Annotated in this window: 12 protein-coding genes; all 12 read right to left on the bottom strand. The window is 58.3% G+C overall.

Annotated features, from left to right (window positions below; translation table 11 throughout):
* Window positions 1-13: 13 nt before the first annotated feature.
* The 12 genes from ACKUUJ_RS04525 to pstB all read right to left on the bottom strand — a co-directional run bounded on the left by ACKUUJ_RS04525 (window position 14) and on the right by pstB (window position 15,887).
* Window positions 14-1,063 (bottom strand): M20 family metallopeptidase, encoded by a 1,050-nt coding sequence (locus tag ACKUUJ_RS04525; RefSeq protein ID WP_409064791.1) that lies wholly within the window; start codon window positions 1,061-1,063, stop codon window positions 14-16.
* A 115-nt stretch (window positions 1,064-1,178) separates the two neighbouring features.
* Window positions 1,179-2,162 (bottom strand): DMT family transporter, encoded by a 984-nt coding sequence (locus tag ACKUUJ_RS04520; RefSeq protein WP_117770437.1) that lies wholly within the window; start codon window positions 2,160-2,162, stop codon window positions 1,179-1,181.
* A gap of 200 nt (window positions 2,163-2,362) precedes the next feature.
* Complete coding sequence (locus ACKUUJ_RS04515; protein WP_409064790.1) at window positions 2,363-4,552, bottom strand: YhgE/Pip family protein; 2,190 nt, start codon at window positions 4,550-4,552, stop codon at window positions 2,363-2,365.
* Window positions 4,553-7,318 (bottom strand): YhgE/Pip family protein, encoded by a 2,766-nt coding sequence (locus ACKUUJ_RS04510; protein ID WP_409064789.1) that lies wholly within the window; start codon window positions 7,316-7,318, stop codon window positions 4,553-4,555.
* A 445-nt stretch (window positions 7,319-7,763) separates the two neighbouring features.
* Entirely contained in the window at window positions 7,764-9,788 is a 2,025-nt protein-coding gene (htpG, locus tag ACKUUJ_RS04505; RefSeq protein ID WP_409064788.1) for a molecular chaperone HtpG, read from the bottom strand.
* Window positions 9,789-9,990: 202 nt separating this feature from the next.
* Window positions 9,991-10,491 carry a GNAT family N-acetyltransferase gene (locus tag ACKUUJ_RS04500; RefSeq protein WP_117786114.1) on the bottom strand — a complete coding sequence of 167 codons (501 nt, stop codon included), beginning with the start codon at window positions 10,489-10,491 and terminating at the stop codon, window positions 9,991-9,993.
* Between the two features lie 39 nt (window positions 10,492-10,530).
* Window positions 10,531-11,181 carry a tyrosine-protein phosphatase gene (locus tag ACKUUJ_RS04495; protein WP_022094060.1) on the bottom strand — a complete coding sequence of 217 codons (651 nt, stop codon included), beginning with the start codon at window positions 11,179-11,181 and terminating at the stop codon, window positions 10,531-10,533.
* Between the two features lie 17 nt (window positions 11,182-11,198).
* A complete protein-coding gene (locus ACKUUJ_RS04490) occupies window positions 11,199-11,936 on the bottom strand; it encodes a CpsD/CapB family tyrosine-protein kinase (protein WP_055309657.1) in 738 nt (245 codons plus the stop codon).
* A 2-nt stretch (window positions 11,937-11,938) separates the two neighbouring features.
* Entirely contained in the window at window positions 11,939-12,595 is a 657-nt protein-coding gene (locus ACKUUJ_RS04485) for a YveK family protein (protein ID WP_117786113.1), read from the bottom strand.
* A 195-nt stretch (window positions 12,596-12,790) separates the two neighbouring features.
* Window positions 12,791-14,215, bottom strand: coding sequence for a cell wall metabolism sensor histidine kinase WalK (locus ACKUUJ_RS04480; protein WP_117786112.1), 1,425 nt, complete (start codon window positions 14,213-14,215; stop codon window positions 12,791-12,793).
* 3 nt (window positions 14,216-14,218) lie between these two features.
* Complete coding sequence (locus tag ACKUUJ_RS04475; RefSeq protein ID WP_117786111.1) at window positions 14,219-14,947, bottom strand: response regulator transcription factor; 729 nt, start codon at window positions 14,945-14,947, stop codon at window positions 14,219-14,221.
* A 64-nt stretch (window positions 14,948-15,011) separates the two neighbouring features.
* A complete protein-coding gene (gene pstB / locus ACKUUJ_RS04470; protein ID WP_192923895.1) occupies window positions 15,012-15,887 on the bottom strand; it encodes a phosphate ABC transporter ATP-binding protein PstB in 876 nt (291 codons plus the stop codon).
* Window positions 15,888-15,984: the final 97 nt, after the last annotated feature.

Genomic DNA, 15,984 nt, shown 5'->3' with positions numbered 1-15,984 from the left:
GGCTCCTATCTTTTTAGTGCCCTCGGATTGGGTCATAGTGTCTGTCGAGTACAAGCGGCGGAACATCCGAAAGCGTCTCGATGGTCGCCGGCGTACGATAGGTCGTAGCAACGCCGTTAACGACCTCCGCGATGCGGGTCTTTAGGTGAGCCATGAGCTCAACATCAAAGCCGCGCAGCGTTCCCTCGAGCACGCAGGTGTCGGGGATGACGTTGGCCGCCAAGCCGCCGGCGAACTTACCAACGGTAAGTGCGACTTCCTTGGCCGCCGGCACCTCGCGGGAGATAAGCTCCTGGAGCGCCAGGTGCACGTGGACGCCGGCCGTGATGGGGTCGATGCAGATCTCGGGGCTGGAACCGTGGCCGCCCTTGCCCTGGAGCGTGATGCGGAAACCGTACACACCCGAGAGCGCCGGGCTGCCGTAGAGCACCAGGCCAAGCGGCGACTGGCTGTTGACATGCATGGCAAAGGCCGCCTGAGGACGCGGGTTCTGCAGCAGGCCATCGACGATGGCAGCGCGTGCTCCCTCAAAGGTCTCCTCGCCCGGCTGGAACAGCAACTTGACGGTAGCGTTGGCCTCCACAAGCTCGGCCTCGCGGGCCTTGAGCAGGCGCGCCGCACCAAGCAGGGCCGTCGCGTGCATATCGTGACCGCAAGCATGCATGCAGCCATTGGTGGATGCAAAGGGCTCGCCGGATTCCTCGACAACGGGAAGGGCATCCATATCGCCTCGGAGCATGACGACCGTTCCGGCCTGCTCGTCCTTGCACGTGCCATTGCCCTGAGCGGCCGCACCGGCACCGATCAGGCCAACGACGCAGGAACCGTCGACTAGCGTGGTATGGGGGATGTCCATCTCGTCCAGACGTGCCTGGATATAGGCAGACGTCTGCGGAAGATTGTTACCCAGCTCGGGCATCTGGTGTAGATCGTGTCGCCATGCAGCGAGCTCGTCTGCAAAAGCCTGAGCTTCTGCGACAAGACCGTCACCGATAGCGGCCTGCGCCGCCGCGGTGGCCTGGGGCGCTGGTTGCGGTTGAAAATCGGACAGAGCTGATGCCATAGAAGCCCTCCAGTAACGTTTTTGCAGCACGCACTTTGATAGCGTAAAGTGCAAGGTACAACTGTAAGGGCATGACATAAAAATGCCGCCCTGGGAGGGCGGCGCAACAAGTTGTTTACAATTGCGGGTGTGATTTTCGGCGCAAGAAATCGAAATGCGTCTCGCTCAAGATAATCGAAAGAAAGATGAGCGCGAAGCCGGCGAGCAGGCGAGAGGTGAGCGCCTCCCCCATCAGCAGCACCGAGAACAGCACGCCCGAAGGCGACTCCATCGAAAGGAGCAGTGAGCCCGTCGAGGCCGAGACATGCGCCAAGCCGACGTTTTGGATGAGCAGAGCCGCGCATGTGCAACCAACCGAGAGAAACGCCATCGCGCTGATAAAGCTCGGCGTCCACACGGACAGAGGCGCTTGGGTCTCGAATAGCAGCGACGTTGCCAGGCTCAGCACGCCGTTGCCCACAAACATCCAAAACGTGATGACGTTGATGTCCATTTTGCGACCGTACTTGGCAGTCACCGCCATCTGGATGGCGAAAAAGACCGCACCCGCCAGCGTAATGACATCACCGATGTTGAATTCAACGCTATCGAGCGCCACCAAGCCAATGCCCGCCAAGCACAGCAGCGCCGCGCCCAGGTTATAGCGGGTGAGTTTTTCGCCGCTCAGAAAATAGCTCGCGAACGGCACAACGATGCAATACGTGCCCGTCAAAAAAGCATTCTTGCCCGCCGTGGTGTGCGCCAGACCGACTGTCTGCAGGGCGTAGGCGGCCCACATAAGTGCGCCCATGCCAAGTCCGACGATAAGGTTGCGGGCGTTGAGGTGCGCGATGATGCGCTTGTGGAAGATGAAAAACATGACCAACGCCGCAGGCAGAAAGCGCACGTAGAGCAGTTCGAACACCGGAATGGTGTCGAGCGCGTCCTTCATGGTCGTAAAGGAGTAGCCCCAGACGACTGCCACCGAAAGCAGCAGGACTTTCCAGAACAGCGGCGAGCGAGCGCCGGCGCCGCGGGAGGTGCCGCCCGCGCCCAGGTCCTCGCGAGCAACAGGGCTATCGGGCATCATTTCGATATTGTCAGTGGCATGCTGGGCCATAGGGCATCCTCGCGCTCAATCTGGGCGTGGTGTCCGCACGCGCATGGCTGCGTGCCGCCTCATGGTCAAATAAAAGCAGGGCGCACCGGACCCCCGGCACGCCCCGCTACTGTAGCAACAACCAAGCAGCCCACGCAATCCAGCCCACTAAAGCGTCGGCAGAGTAAACCTCGATGTTTCGTCGATGTCACGCTGTTGCACTAAATAAGTTTCGTGCTTTCAAGCTTTTCGATAATCCAGTCGTTGGCTTTGATGACCGGACGGCGGAAGACGACGCCCAAGGCCAGCGACGGAATCAGATAGCTCGCCAGAATGCCCAGCTCAACCCAGTACTCCATATGGTAGGCGCCAGCCATGGCGGCATGCATGGCGTTGATGCCGTGAGTAAACGGCAGGAACGGATAGATCGCCTGGAACACGGGGCCGGTCATCTCGATGGGGAACGTGCCGCCCGAACCGCCGACCTGCATGACCAACAGCACGACTGCGAGCGCCTTGCCGATATCGCCAAACGAAACCGTAAGCGTGTAGACGATATTGGAGAACACGAGACTCGCGACCCAGCCCGCTAGCACAAACTGCAGCGGGTTGTCGCACTGAATGCCAAAGAACAGAATGTCGCCCGCGCACACGAGCGTTGCCTGCAGCAGAGCCAAACCGCCAAAGAACAGGTAACGACCCAGATAGATCTCGTGCAGGCGCACGGGGATGAGCTCGTTGATAAGCTCATCGTCAACCGAGACCTTCATCATGGCCGCCAGTACGATCGAGCCGACCCAGAGCGACAGAATCGTGTAGAACGGCGCCATGGCCGAACCGTAGTTGCGGATCGGATAGACCGGCTTACGGTCGAGTGCGACAGGGCCGGAAAGCGACACGGCCAGACCCTCGGGATCATTGCCGATCATCGTCTTGATCGTGGCTAGATCATCAGACATAAGGGCACCGTCGAGTTCGTCCTTAAACGCGCTGATCTTGTCCGACGCCTCGCCCAGCTGATCGGAAGCCTTGTTGACCAGCTTTGCAGCCTTGGAGAGGCCCTTTGCCAGCGAACCGGATGCGTCGGTCAGGCCGGCAACAGCACTATCCAGGTCGCCCGAGATACCGTTCAGGGAATCCAGAACGCCCGAAATGGTCTTCTTGAGCTCCTTGGCCTTAACCGAGAATGTAGAATCGTAATCGGATTTGGCACCCGCGATGCCGGCCTTGGCATCGGCGATGGCCTGATCGACCTCGGCACGCGAGTTGTTGACCTCGGCCATACTCTTCGTGAGCGACGTCGCGATATTCGTCAGCTCATTGGCATTGTTGCGGTACTCCGTCGCGGTTTTGTCAAGCTCGGCAGCCGCGTCCTCAAGCCCTGCCTTGAGCTTATCGTTACTCACCTGGCCAGCAAGACTACGGAGCTCGTTCGCCGTGGCATCAATCTCGTCGGCACGTTTATTGAGTGACGCTGCGCCATCGTTGAGCTGAGACACCGTAAGATTGACATGCTGGTTTGCAGTGTCGAATGCCTTTGCGAGCTCGGTAGAAACGTTATCGAACGAACCCGCACTTCCATCGATCGCGGCATCGATGGCATCGTTTGCCGCCTTAAGCGCTTCTTTGGAATCATCGATGCCGCTCTTGGCATGCTCCATCAACCGCTTGGTCGACTCATCGACCGTACCCGTCTGCTGGAGCATACCGCTCGCCGACGTCAACGAATCGGACGTAGAGCTCAAAATGCCCGCCAGCGACGAAGCATTAGCCTGAACGTCTTGCAGGTCCTCAATCGAATCGCTGAGCGTCGAGGACAGGTTGGCGATAAAGTTGCTGACTTGGTCGGTGCTCATGTAATCGAGCAGGCTGGACACCGTCTTAAGACCGATGCTCGTAATGGTCTCGGTAAAAGATTCGTTAACCTGGTTCTGAACGGCGCTCGAACCCTTCTCGGTCACGATCTGCGCGATGGCGTTGGCCTTCTGGTTCTCGTAAAACTCGATATCGGCGTGTTTCACGTCGGTCGAGAAAAGCGTCATCATGTCGGCGCTAAACGTTTTGGGGATAACGACGGCAGCATAGTACGCGCCCGACTTAACGCCCTCGATAGCCTTTTCGCGATCGTTAAGCACAACCCAATCGAAGCTCTCGTTGCCGCGTAGGGTGGCGGTCACGTTTTCGCCCACGTTAACCTCGACGGGGATCAGATCGCTCTCGTAACCCTCATCGGTGTTGACCACGGCGATCTTAAGATTGCCGGTGTTGCCGTACGGATCCCAGCTGCCGGCGATGTTAAACCACGCGTACAGACACGGCACGATAATGAGGCCCATCACGACAACCAAGCCGATTACGGAGCGAGACACGTTTTGGACATCGCGCTTAAACAGATGCAGGATGTTCTTCATTTATGCCTCACCTCCTTTGGAGTGCTTGCCAAGCGGGGTGGTATCTCCATCATTTGTGGCTGTGCTGTCGCTGCCCTGAGATTTATGGTGCGAGCCTATATGCGGCAAGCGGCCCGTGGACTGATCGCCGCCCTTGGCACCACGCTCGCTGGCGTTGAGGCCAAACATGCGGCGGGCGGCAGGAATGGCGGCCGTGTGCTCGCGTATCTCGCGGCGCAGGTCCTCATCCGAAAGCGCCGAGATGCGCATCTGGGTATTGAGGCTCGCGCGGATGTATTCGATATTGATAAGCCAGCCGCAGATGGCAATAACCGAGATGATCCAAATGACCAGCAGGATAATCTTGCCGTTATTGTCGATATCGAGAACCGTCGACAGGACAAAGAGCAGGACCTGAACGCCCACCACGGCGGCAAAACCGCCCTTGATGTAGTACGGGTAGCGATGTTCAAAGGCGACCGCATGATCGAGCAGTTCGCGACGGTACGAATCGGAATCGAGCACGACGCGCATGGCCGTTCGCAAGGAGTAGCGCTCGCGCGGCAGGTCGTTAGACTCGCAAATCATCATACCGGTCGTGGAAAGCTGTTTATCAAAGAGCAGGTTGAGGTTGAGCAGCAGCGGACGCAGCTGCAGGCCGATAAAGAGCGCCACGATCAAGAACACGCCCAGAATGCACAGGTTAAACAGGTAGTTGAACGAATACATGCCGCCGACCGTCTCACGCAGCAGATTGATGCCATAGGTAAAGGGCAGCAGCGGGTGCAGCCACTGGAAGAAGCCGGGCATCATCTCGATGGGGTACATGCCCGACGAACCCGGGATCTGCACGATGACAAGAATGACGCCGATTGCCTTGCCGATATGCTTAAACGTAGTGGACAGCGCATAGATGATATTGACGTACGTAAATGAGATGGCGATGCCGCCCAGCACAAATAGGAGCGGACTGACGCACTGTACGCCAATGACCAGATCTCCCACCGTAACGATAATGGCCTGCAACGCGCCCAGGATCACCAGGAGCAACCAGCGGCCAAAGTAGCCCTGACGCGCGGTAAAGCTGCCAACGCCTTCGCGATCGACCTCGAGCTTGTAAATGGCGATGAGCACGTAGCCGCCCACCCAAAGCGCCAGATTGGTGTAGAAAGGAGCAATGCCCGAGCCGAAGCTCTTAACCGGATAGATCGACTTGGACGCGAGCTCAACCGGAGATGCCATGAAGTCAGCAACGTCATCGACGTCGACGCCCATCAGGTCGGCCAGCTCGCCCATGGACTCGGAGGTCTGCAGCGCCTCGATGTCGTTGGCGGCGGTGGCGAGCTTGTCCTGGACCTTGGCAAGCGAGGCGTCGGTCTGGGACAGCGTGGTCTTGGCCTGACCGAGCGTAGCGTTGAGTTGCGAAAGTGTACCGCGCGCACTTGCAATAGTAGGCGTGAGGCCAGACACGATTCCCGTCAGATCGCCCGAGACGGCGGCAAATGAATCAAGCGCGCTCGAGGCCTTCGGCAGCGCGTTTTGACCCAGGTCCGTCTGGGCCTGGCCAAGGTTGGTCGCACCGGTCTGGATTGCGTTATTGATAGCGTCGCTGGCACCCGAGACAGCCGCGGCGTCATTCGCCATGGCGCTCGACTGCGCGGACAGACCGTCCTTGATGCTCTGAAGCTTTTCATTCTGCTCTCGAAGCAAATCGATGGTCGATACAATGCGCGCGTCAATTTCCTCGGAACCTGTCGACGTGTCATTGGCGAGAATCTCTAAGTGCCCGATAACGGCCTTATTGTGGTCGATCGTCGCTTGGAGAGACTCGAGCGAGTTGTCGATACGGGTGGTCGTAGATGTGACCGTGCCCGTCAGCTTGCCGATGGCAGCGTTCGCAGAGGCTGACGTCTTGGTGAGCGCAAGGCTGCCTTCCGAGAGCGCCTTGGAGAGCGAGGCGACAGAGTTGCCCGCCGTGGCGCGAGCCTCGCCCAGCAGGTCATTGCCCTGGGAGATCGCCTGCGTCAGCGACGGCGCCTGACCCTGCAGACCGGCAAGTGCCGCATCTGCCGAGGCAATGGAACCACTCGTCTTATCGATGGCGGCATTCATGTCGCCAATCGAATCACGCACTTCGCCCAACGTATCGGAAGCCTCTGATACCGAACCGGCCAACGAATCCTGAGTCTGGGTTGCCTTGTCCTTTAAATCGACTCCGGCATCCTTGGCAATACTGGCAACGGTCTCGCCCACCGTGGAGACAAATTCCGAGTTGATCTGCTCCTCGATGGTGTTTGCACCGGTGTCGGTAACCTTGGGCGCAATAGCGCTCTTTTTCTCATTGACGTAGTACGTAAGCTTGGGCTGATGGTAGTTGCCGTCGAGCATCGAGACCAGGTTATCCGAGAAGTTCTTGGGGATTACGATGGCCGCATAGTACTCACCGCTCTCGACGCCCTCCTTGGCGTCGGCCGCCGAATCGACGAAGGTCCAGCCCAACTGATCGTTCTCCTTGAGCTGATCGACGACCTTATCACCCGCGTTGAGCTCACCCACCAGGTCGTTTTGGGTGCCCCGATCGTTGTTGGCGATGGCAATCTTGATACCCTGAGTGTTTCCGTACGGATCCCAGTTTGCCACGATGTTGTACCAGGCATACAGCGAGGGAATAACGCACACGCCGAGGGTAACCACCAAGGCGACGGGGTTCACAAGTAGTCGCTTAATGTCGCGCTTGAATATCGCAAAGGAGACCTTTGCATCGGATAGTTTGCTGCCGAGACTCACGCTTGGGCCATCCATCCTGTCGTTGAATCAAATCGTACTATCGACAACCATTGTACGTAGGCGCTTTAGCGTCTCAGAGCACAATGGTATTGAGTTTTGCGGGTAGCAATATACTACGAAGACGAATTAACGTACAGTTGTACAGTATCTTAAATTTCAGCAGGTCACAAAACCACAACCCGCACAAATTAGCAATTCAAATAGCATCGGGGACGTTCTTAAACGACTAGTCAAACAAAAACGCCCCCAATGACTACTTAGGACCACGAAAGCGTCGCTGGTTGAGCATAAGTCAGCGAAAACGCCCCTAAGCGAGCAAGGTGACGCGAAAGAGGAGGGAAGCGTACTTCGATACGCGACCGACGATTGAACGTCAGATTGCCGCTTAGGGGCGTTTGCAGCGTCGAGCTGTTACGCGGTTTGGTAAAACCGCGTAACTACCTAACTACATCAAGTTGCAAACAGCTGCTGCGAAGGCAACGGGGTCCTCGGGCAGAATGCCCTCGACCAGCAGGGCCTGGTCATAGAGCAAACCGGAGTACTGCTTGATCTTGTCGGCGTCGCCCGCCTTCTGAGCGGCGACGAGCTTGGAAAAGACCGGGTGCTTGGCGTTGAGCTCGAGCACGCGCTGGCTCTTGGGCATACCGTCGGGCGCGCCCTCGGGACCCTTCTGGAGCACCTTCTCCATCTCGAGCGAAAGCGGGCCCTCGGTGGTGATGCACGCGGGAGCATCGGTCAGGCGCGCAGAGACGGCAACCTTCTCGACCTTGTCGCCGAGTGCCTCCTTCATGGCGTTAAAGAGGTCCTCGTTCTCCTTGGTGGCGTCCTCGGCCTCCTTCTTCTCGTCATCGGTCGCCAGGTCAAGATCGCCGGTTGCGACGTTCTTGAGCTCCAGGTGACGATCCTCAACCTCGGGCTCGGCACCATCGGCCACGGCCTTTTCGGCAGCCTCGCGGGCGGCATCGTCCTCGTAGATCTTGGGCATATCGGCGGCAACGTACTCACGCATAGCCTGGAAGGTGAACTCATCCACGTCCTGCGTCAGCAGCAGCACGTCATAGCCGCGGTCGAGCACGCCCTTTACCACGGGCATCTTGGCCAAGCGCTCACGCGAGTCGCCGGCGGCGTAGTAGATGGCCTTCTGATCCTCGGGCATGCCCTTGGCATACTCGGCCAGGGTAATCATCTTCTGTTCCTTGGCAGACCAGAACAGCAACAGGTCGGCGAGCTCATCGGCCTTCATGCCATAGCTCGAGTAGATGCCGTACTTAAGACCGCGGCCAAAGTTCTCAAAGAACTTCTCGTAGGCCTCGCGGTCGTTGTCACGCATATCCTCAAGGTCGGCGGTGATCTTCTTTTCCACACGCTTGGCGATGGCCTTGAGCTGACGGTTCTGCTGCAGCGTCTCACGCGAGATGTTGAGCGACACATCGGCGGAATCCACGACGCCGCGGACAAAGTTGTAGTAGTCGGGCAGCAGGTCGTCGCACTTCTCCATGATCAGGACGTTGGAGCTGTAGAGTGCCAGACCCTTCTCGTAATCCTTGCTGTACAGATCGAACGGCGCGCGGCCCGGCACAAACAGCAGGGCATCGTACTCGAGCGTGCCCTCGGCATGGAAGCTGATGGTGCGCGCAGGATCGTCAAAGTCGTGGAACGTGGACTTGTAGAACTCGTCGTAGTCCTTCTGCTCGACATCGGAGCTGCGCTTCTTCCAGATCGGTGTCATGGAATTGACGGTCTCGAGCTCCTGGTAGTCCTCGTACTCGGGCTTGTAATCGTCGCCGGCGTCCTCGGGCTTGGGTTTCTGGCGGCTCTTGGACACCATCATCTGAATCGGGTAGCGCACATAGTTGCTGTACTGCTGAATCAGGCTCTTGAGACCCCACTCGGTCAGGAAGCGATCGTAGGTCTCGGCCTCGCCGTCGGCATCGAGCTTCTCGTTCTCGCGCAGCGTCAGGATGACATCGGTACCGTGCTCGGCGCGCTCACCGTCCTCGATGGTGTAGCCCTCAAGACCGTCGGATTCCCACACATGGGCGACATCCTCGCCATAGGCGCGGCTGACGACCTTCACATGGCTGGCAACCATAAAGGCAGAGTAGAAGCCCACGCCAAACTGGCCGATGATGTCGACATCGGAGCCCTGCTGCTCGGCGTTCTCGGTCTTAAACTCCTCGGAGCCGGAATGGGCGATGGTGCCCAGATTGCGCTCGAGCTCCTCGGCGGTCATGCCAATGCCGTTATCCGAGATGGTAATGGTGCGGGCGTCTTTATCAAAGGAGACGCGAATGGCCAGGTCGCCCTGGTTGATCTTGACGCTCGGATCCTGCAGGCTCTTAAAGTTGAGCTTGTCGACGGCGTCGCTCGCGTTAGAGATAAGCTCGCGCAGGAAGATTTCCTTATTGGTGTAGATGGAGTTGATCATGAGGTCGAGCAGTTTTTTGCTCTCGGTCTTAAATTGACGCATGTGCAGTCCTTTCGCGCTACCCCCGTCCGCAAAAACGGCCCGGTTGCCCGAGCCGCATCGCAGACCTGCTATGTTCAGACTTAGATTTTATAACCCAATAGCGCGCATATATACATACGGAATCGAAAAACTGTATGTCCGAGCGCTCCAATGCGTCAATTGCCAAGGAGTGTCCCCAGCTGCCGGCAGAAAAGGAACGTCCCTATCTGCCATCTACGCGCTTGGCCATCCAGACATGGGGCTGGCCCTCGTCTTCGTAATCTACCGGGGCAATTTGCGTGTAGCCCGCCTTTACATAGAGCGGCAGCACGTATTCCTGCGCATGCAGCTTAATAAGCTTGGCGCCGGCATCGCGTGCACACGAAGCACTGGTCTCCACGATCGCACTCGCCAGTCCGCGACGACGCATAGCCGGCAGCACGGCGACGCGCCCCATAATGTAGGTCTCCCCCGCCGCAACGCCTTCGTCCATGTCGCATGCCGGCAACACCGGGGCCTCTGCGTCAGCCACGCGCTCAAGCTCTTCGGGAAACACGCGCGAGCAACCGGCAAGCTCGCCGTCTACATAGAGCGTCACATGAATGCAGTTTGGATCCTCGTCGATAGCGTCGAACTCATTCTCGTAGCCCTGCTCGTCCATAAAAACGACGCGGCGCACCAACGCCGCGTCATCAAAGCATCCCGTCTTAAGTTGGATATCCATGGCTGCCCTTTCATTCAATGCGAACGTTAGGGACAGATTTTAGCGAAAATGAGCTCCGCGTACGCTAAACTTCGCGCGAGCCTTCGCCAGGCAGTCGTAATGACCCACGTTATGGGCATCGCTCGCGATGAAGCTGTACAGGTTCTGATCGAACAGGCGCTGTGCCGGCTTTTTCTCGCGACCAAAGCGACCGCCGGCAATAAAGTCCGCCGAAGCCTGCAGCTTGCAGCCCATATCGACCAGACGCTCCGCCACGCTTACATCCTTTTGAACCGCACGATAGCGCTCAGGATGAGCGATGATCACCTGGTAGCCACGGCACTGCAAATCGTAAATCGTGTTCTCGTACTCTCTAAACGCATACGCATCGGCATGCGTCGAAAGTTCGAGCAGAAACTCGTTGGTCCCATCGAAATGCAAGTGCTCCGCGGCATCGATACCAAGCTCAACGAGCTTTCGATGGTTGACCTCGAAGCCCATCTGGAGCGGAAAACCGTCAGCGTTATCACGCAGCAGCTCAAAGGCATCCCACATCTTGTCGTAATCAAAATAGGGATCACGGCAGTGAGGAGTGCAAACGATTCTGGTTACACCGGCCCGCTTGGCAGCCTCGAGCATCGCCAAGCTCTCATCGAGATCGGCGGCGCCGTCGTCTACACCCGGCAAGATATGGCAATGAATGTCACGCATAGGTCAGCCTTAATCAACTAAACGTTTGCTCGGTTGGTGAAGATGCCCTTTTTGGAAGTCCCCTGATCGTCGGAGCCCTTCTTAACCTTCTTACCGTCCTTGGTGTAGTAGGAGTAGTAGTACTCGCTGGTCTCGGTCTCGCAGTAGTTCATAACGGTACCGATGAGCTTGACCTTCTCGGACTTCTTAAGCTGACCGATGGCGTTGAGCGCCTCCTCGCGCTTGGTGAAGTCCTCGCGCACCACGAACAGCGTGCCGTCGGTCAGGCTGGCAATCTCGGCAGCATCGATGAAGGTGCCGACCGGGGGAGCGTCGAAGATGACGTACTGGAACTTAGCAGACAGTGCCTTTACCAGCTTGGCAAAGCGGTGAGAGACGATGATGTCGGCAGGATTGGGAATATGCGGCTCGGCATCAAGGAAGTAGAAGTTCTTCTGACCCGTCTCGACAATTGCCTGGTCAATGGAGATCTGCTCGGAAAGAACCGCATAGAGTCCGCCGCGCGAACGAACGCCGAGCATATCGGAAAGGGACCTGCGGCGCATATCGGCCTCAACCAGGAGCACGGACTTGCCACTCGTGGCAATTGCCTGAGCAAGGTTAATGGAAACCGTAGACTTGCCCTCGTTGGGAATCGAGGAGGTAACGGTGATGGTGCGAATGGGGTCGTCCACGCTCGCAAAGCGGATGTTGGCCAGAAGGGTCTTGGCGGCATTCTGTACAACGAGCTTATCGGTGTTCTTTGCCTTAGCCATGCCTATTTACCACCTTTCATAGCCGGAATTCGGCCAACAACGGGAATGCCCAGGAGCTCTTCTGCCTCTTCGGCACCGCGGATGCGGGTGTTGAGCATGTCTGCCAAAACGACATAGGCAACTGCGATAAAGATGCCCGCGAGGAACGCGACAGCAACGTACAGCATACGCTTGGGGCCGCTGGGGGCTTCGGGGGTCTTAGCCTCGTCGATAACGTTGATGCTCTGGGCAGCGCCGACGTTCTGAGCGACCGTACTCACCGAGCTAGCTATGGCCTTTGCGACCTTAGCCGTCTCCTTGGCATCGGTGCCGGTAACCGAAAGCGTAATGACACGCGTGGTGGTCTCGGAGGAAACAGACACCTTGTAGTCATCCAGATCGGTGAGGCCCAGTTCATTGGCTGCGCCGCTCTTAACGCTATCGCTATCCAGCAGCGTGGCGATATCGTTGGAAAGCATCTGACTCGCCGAGAGATCGTTGTAGCTCATCTGACCGCTATCGTCGGTCTTGGCGAGAATGTACATGCTCGTCGTCGCGGTATAGGTGTTGTCCATCGCAACGAAGGACACGATGCCCATGGCGATCGCGCAGACCACCGGAAGGGTGATGACCAGCTGAAGGTGCTTCTTCAGCAGCTGGAACAGTTCGAGAAGGGTCATGCAGCTTGCCTTTCATTTCCCCAGTTCGGATTGACAAAACTGTCCGTATGTTATCGCATCTTTTTACCGAGACCAAACTCTATACATAAGAAACAGGCTCTCCTGTAAAAATGTCGGAAGCAATCGTAAAATTGCACAACAACGCCGCACCCGAAAGTCAAATGCGGCGTCTACATCAATATCTATGTTGTATCGCTATGCGAATGGCTCGTCCTGCTGTATGGGAAACGTCACCGTAATGGTGGTTCCCACGCCCAACTCGCTCGACAGATCGAGCGTGGCGTGATGATACAGGGCCGCATGCTTGACAATGGCAAGCCCCAGACCGGTTCCGCCGCGTGCCTTGGACCTACTCTTGTCCACGCGATAGAACCGCTCAAATACCTTGCCCTGTTCTTCAGGCGCGATACCGATTCCCGTGTCGGCGACCGCAAGGAACGGATGGCCTTCGTCGTTGGTGCCGCACTGCAGCGTAACCGTACCGCCGGGTCGATTGTAGCGGATGGCGTTGCTTGCCAGATTATAGATGAGCTCGTCAATCAAGCGCGACACGCCCTCGATGACCACAGGCTTGGTCTCATGACTTATCGTCACATTCGCCTGACGGGCGACCTGTTCAAGACGCTGCTCGACCGCGTAGATGGCACGCGAGAGCTCAATAGGCTCCGTGGACCCAATGGGCACCGCCTCGCCCTCAGCTGCACGCTCGGCCTCGTCCAAGTTAGACAGCGTAAGGATATCGTTGACAAGCGCTGCCAAGCGGCCCGCCTCACGATAGATGCGACCGCCAAAGTTGCGCAGGTCGCCCTCGCCCTCGACCATGCCGTTTGCGATGAGCTCGGCATAGCCCGAAATCGCCGTAAGCGGCGTCTTGAGCTCATGGGTGATATTCGCCGTGAACTCGCGGCGCATACGGTCGTTGTCCGCTAGCACCGCCATTTGGCGCTTGAGTTCCTGGCGCTGCGACTCGATACGCTCAAGCATGGGGACCATCTCGGCATAGGCGTGCTCATAGCTACGGCGTGGGTGGTCCAAATCCACCTCTTGCAACGGCGCGATGATGGCACGGGACTCGCGGCGCGCCATAAAAAACGAGAGTACCGCACCCGCTGCTGCGATAAGCAGCATCGGCGCCACCATCGACAGCAAAATCGCCGCAACGCCAGGCTGGGCCTGCGCCAAGCGGACAACCTGGCCGTTATCAAGGGCGACGGCGCGATACAGCATAATCTCGTCGAGCGTAGAGCTTGCGCGCTCCGCGGAACCCAAACCACTCTCAAAGGCCTCGATGACCTCGGGGCGATCGCCATGGTTGGGCAGTGTGGAAGGCGACGCCTCGTTGTCGTAGGCAACCGATCCATCCTTGTTAATCAGCGTGATGCGCAAGTCCTCGCGATCGAGACTACGCAAGAACGGGATGGGCTCCTGCTGTTCGTCGAGAGCGGCAGCAATGAGCTCGGTTTCCTGCGCCAGATTGGCACTCGTGGCATCCGCCAAGGTGTTTTGCACAAAGAACGCACCCAGCACCGTAAACGCCACGATAACCGCCATGGCGCAGACAAAGATCGTCACAAAAACGCGGTGCGACAGCGTATGTTTTCCCTGGGGGGCGAAGACCACGGGTTACTCCTCCGATGCGGTGGCCGCGGTGTCGTCGCCTTTGGCACCATCGCCGGCAGAAGGCTCGGCCAAGCGGTAGCCCACGCCGCGCACGGTCTCGATGGCGCTGGCATGCTCGCCCAGTTTTTGGCGAAGCGTCTGCACGTGCACGTCAACGGTGCGCGAACCGCCGTCGAAGTCCCAGCCCCACACGCTCTGCAGCAACGACTCGCGGGTAAAAACCACGCCGGGCTTGCGCATGAGGTACTCGAGCAGGTCGAACTCGCGCAGGGTGAGCTTAAGCGGCTCGCCGGCAACGGTCACCTCGCGATGGCTGGGCGAGAGCACGATGTCGCCCACGCTGAGCACATCGCTCGCCTGCTTGACCATGCCGCCGCGACGCAGCAGTGCGCGGCAGCGGCTCGCAAGCTCCATGAGCGAAAACGGCTTAGTCAGGTAATCGTCGGCACCGCCATCGAGCGCCATCACCTTGTCGAGCTCGGTATCCTTGGCGGTAAGCATCATGATGGGCACCGTCGCCGTCAGGCGATCGGCACGCAGTCGACGCATAATCGCCAAGCCATCGGTATCGGGCAGCATGATGTCGAGCAGGACGGCATCGGGTACCCGTCGCGCCACGGCAGCCTTAAACTCACCGTCGCACGAAAAGCCTTCGGCCTCAATCCCCTGCTTGCGCAGCGCATAGACCGTCAAATCCCTGATGTTGTCATCGTCCTCGACGTAATAGATCATGTTGAACCCCTTTGCGGCCGGCATGACCGCATCTTAACCCTAAAGGTACCTTTACTAGATGGTATCAGCCAAAACGCCCCGTCAAATAATCCGCCGTGCGCGGATCGGTCGGATTCTTGAAGAGTTGCGCGGTGGGCGCGTGCTCCACCAGCTCACCCAGCAAAAAGAATGCGACCGAATCGGAGATACGCGCCGCCTGCTGCATATTGTGCGTAACGACCACGAGCGTGCAGGTCTCTTTGAGCTCACAGGCCAGCTGCTCCACCACCAGCGTCGACACAGGGTCGAGTGCCGAGGTCGGCTCGTCCATCAGCAGAATGTCGGGCTGCACGGCCAGCGCGCGGGCGATGCACAGACGCTGCTGCTGGCCGCCCGAAAGACCCAGACCCGACTCTTTGAGCTTGTCCTTGACCTCATCCCATAGCGCAGCGCGACGAAGGGAGTCCTCGACCAGCTCGTCGAGCACGACGCGGTCGCGCACACCCATACCGCGCGGCCCATAGGCGACGTTGTCGTAGATGCTCATGGGAAACGGGTTGGGGCGCTGGAACACCATGCCCACGCGCTGGCGCAAACGGCAGATGTCGTAATCGCCCAGGATATCTTGACCATCGAGCGCAATCTTGCCCTCGATACGGCAATCCTTGATGCCGTCGTTCATGCGGTTAAAGCAGCGCAGCAACGTGGACTTTCCGCAGCCCGAAGGCCCGATAAATGAGGTGATCTGCTTGTCGCGGATCTTGATATTCACGTCCTTGAGCGCATGATGGTCGCCATAGAACAGGTCGAGGCCCTCGACGTCGATGCGCGTCGGCGAGGCGGCAAGATCCTCTGCCGTGGGGCGAGTCGCATCCCCAACCTCGCGCTCGTGCGCGGCCTCGGCCTGCGCTTCCATGAGTTCTTCAAGCTCCGTGGGCTCCACAGCCGCAGCAGCCGTCATACCGCATACCTCCACATCGATATCAATTCAGCAGTATCGATAGTAGAAATCGCGGCTCATATGCACGTGAGCGCATTGTCAAGTGTTTGTAAGGGCA

Source organism: Collinsella sp. wc0583, assembly GCF_046116915.1.
In the GTDB taxonomy this organism is placed as follows: Bacteria; Actinomycetota; Coriobacteriia; order Coriobacteriales; family Coriobacteriaceae; genus Collinsella.
The sequence above is the reverse complement of the archived record's forward strand: the minus strand, read 5'-3'. Positions and strand labels throughout refer to the sequence as shown.

Excerpts from the sequence above, each read along its gene's own strand:
- ACKUUJ_RS04515 (WP_409064790.1), bottom strand. The coding sequence starts at position 4,552 with ATGAAGAACATCCTGCATCTGTTTAAGCGCGATGTCCAAAACGTGTCT.
- ACKUUJ_RS04485 (WP_117786113.1), bottom strand. The coding sequence starts at position 12,595 with ATGACCCTTCTCGAACTGTTCCAGCTGCTGAAGAAGCACCTTCAGCTG.
- htpG (WP_409064788.1), bottom strand. The coding sequence starts at position 9,788 with ATGCGTCAATTTAAGACCGAGAGCAAAAAACTGCTCGACCTCATGATC.
- ACKUUJ_RS04490 (WP_055309657.1), bottom strand. The coding sequence starts at position 11,936 with ATGGCTAAGGCAAAGAACACCGATAAGCTCGTTGTACAGAATGCCGCC.
- ACKUUJ_RS04525 (WP_409064791.1), bottom strand. The coding sequence starts at position 1,063 with ATGGCATCAGCTCTGTCCGATTTTCAACCGCAACCAGCGCCCCAGGCC.
- ACKUUJ_RS04475 (WP_117786111.1), bottom strand. The coding sequence starts at position 14,947 with ATGATCTATTACGTCGAGGACGATGACAACATCAGGGATTTGACGGTC.
- ACKUUJ_RS04495 (WP_022094060.1), bottom strand. The coding sequence starts at position 11,181 with ATGCGTGACATTCATTGCCATATCTTGCCGGGTGTAGACGACGGCGCC.
- ACKUUJ_RS04520 (WP_117770437.1), bottom strand. The coding sequence starts at position 2,162 with ATGGCCCAGCATGCCACTGACAATATCGAAATGATGCCCGATAGCCCT.
- pstB (WP_192923895.1), bottom strand. The coding sequence starts at position 15,887 with ATGACGGCTGCTGCGGCTGTGGAGCCCACGGAGCTTGAAGAACTCATG.
- ACKUUJ_RS04500 (WP_117786114.1), bottom strand. The coding sequence starts at position 10,491 with ATGGATATCCAACTTAAGACGGGATGCTTTGATGACGCGGCGTTGGTG.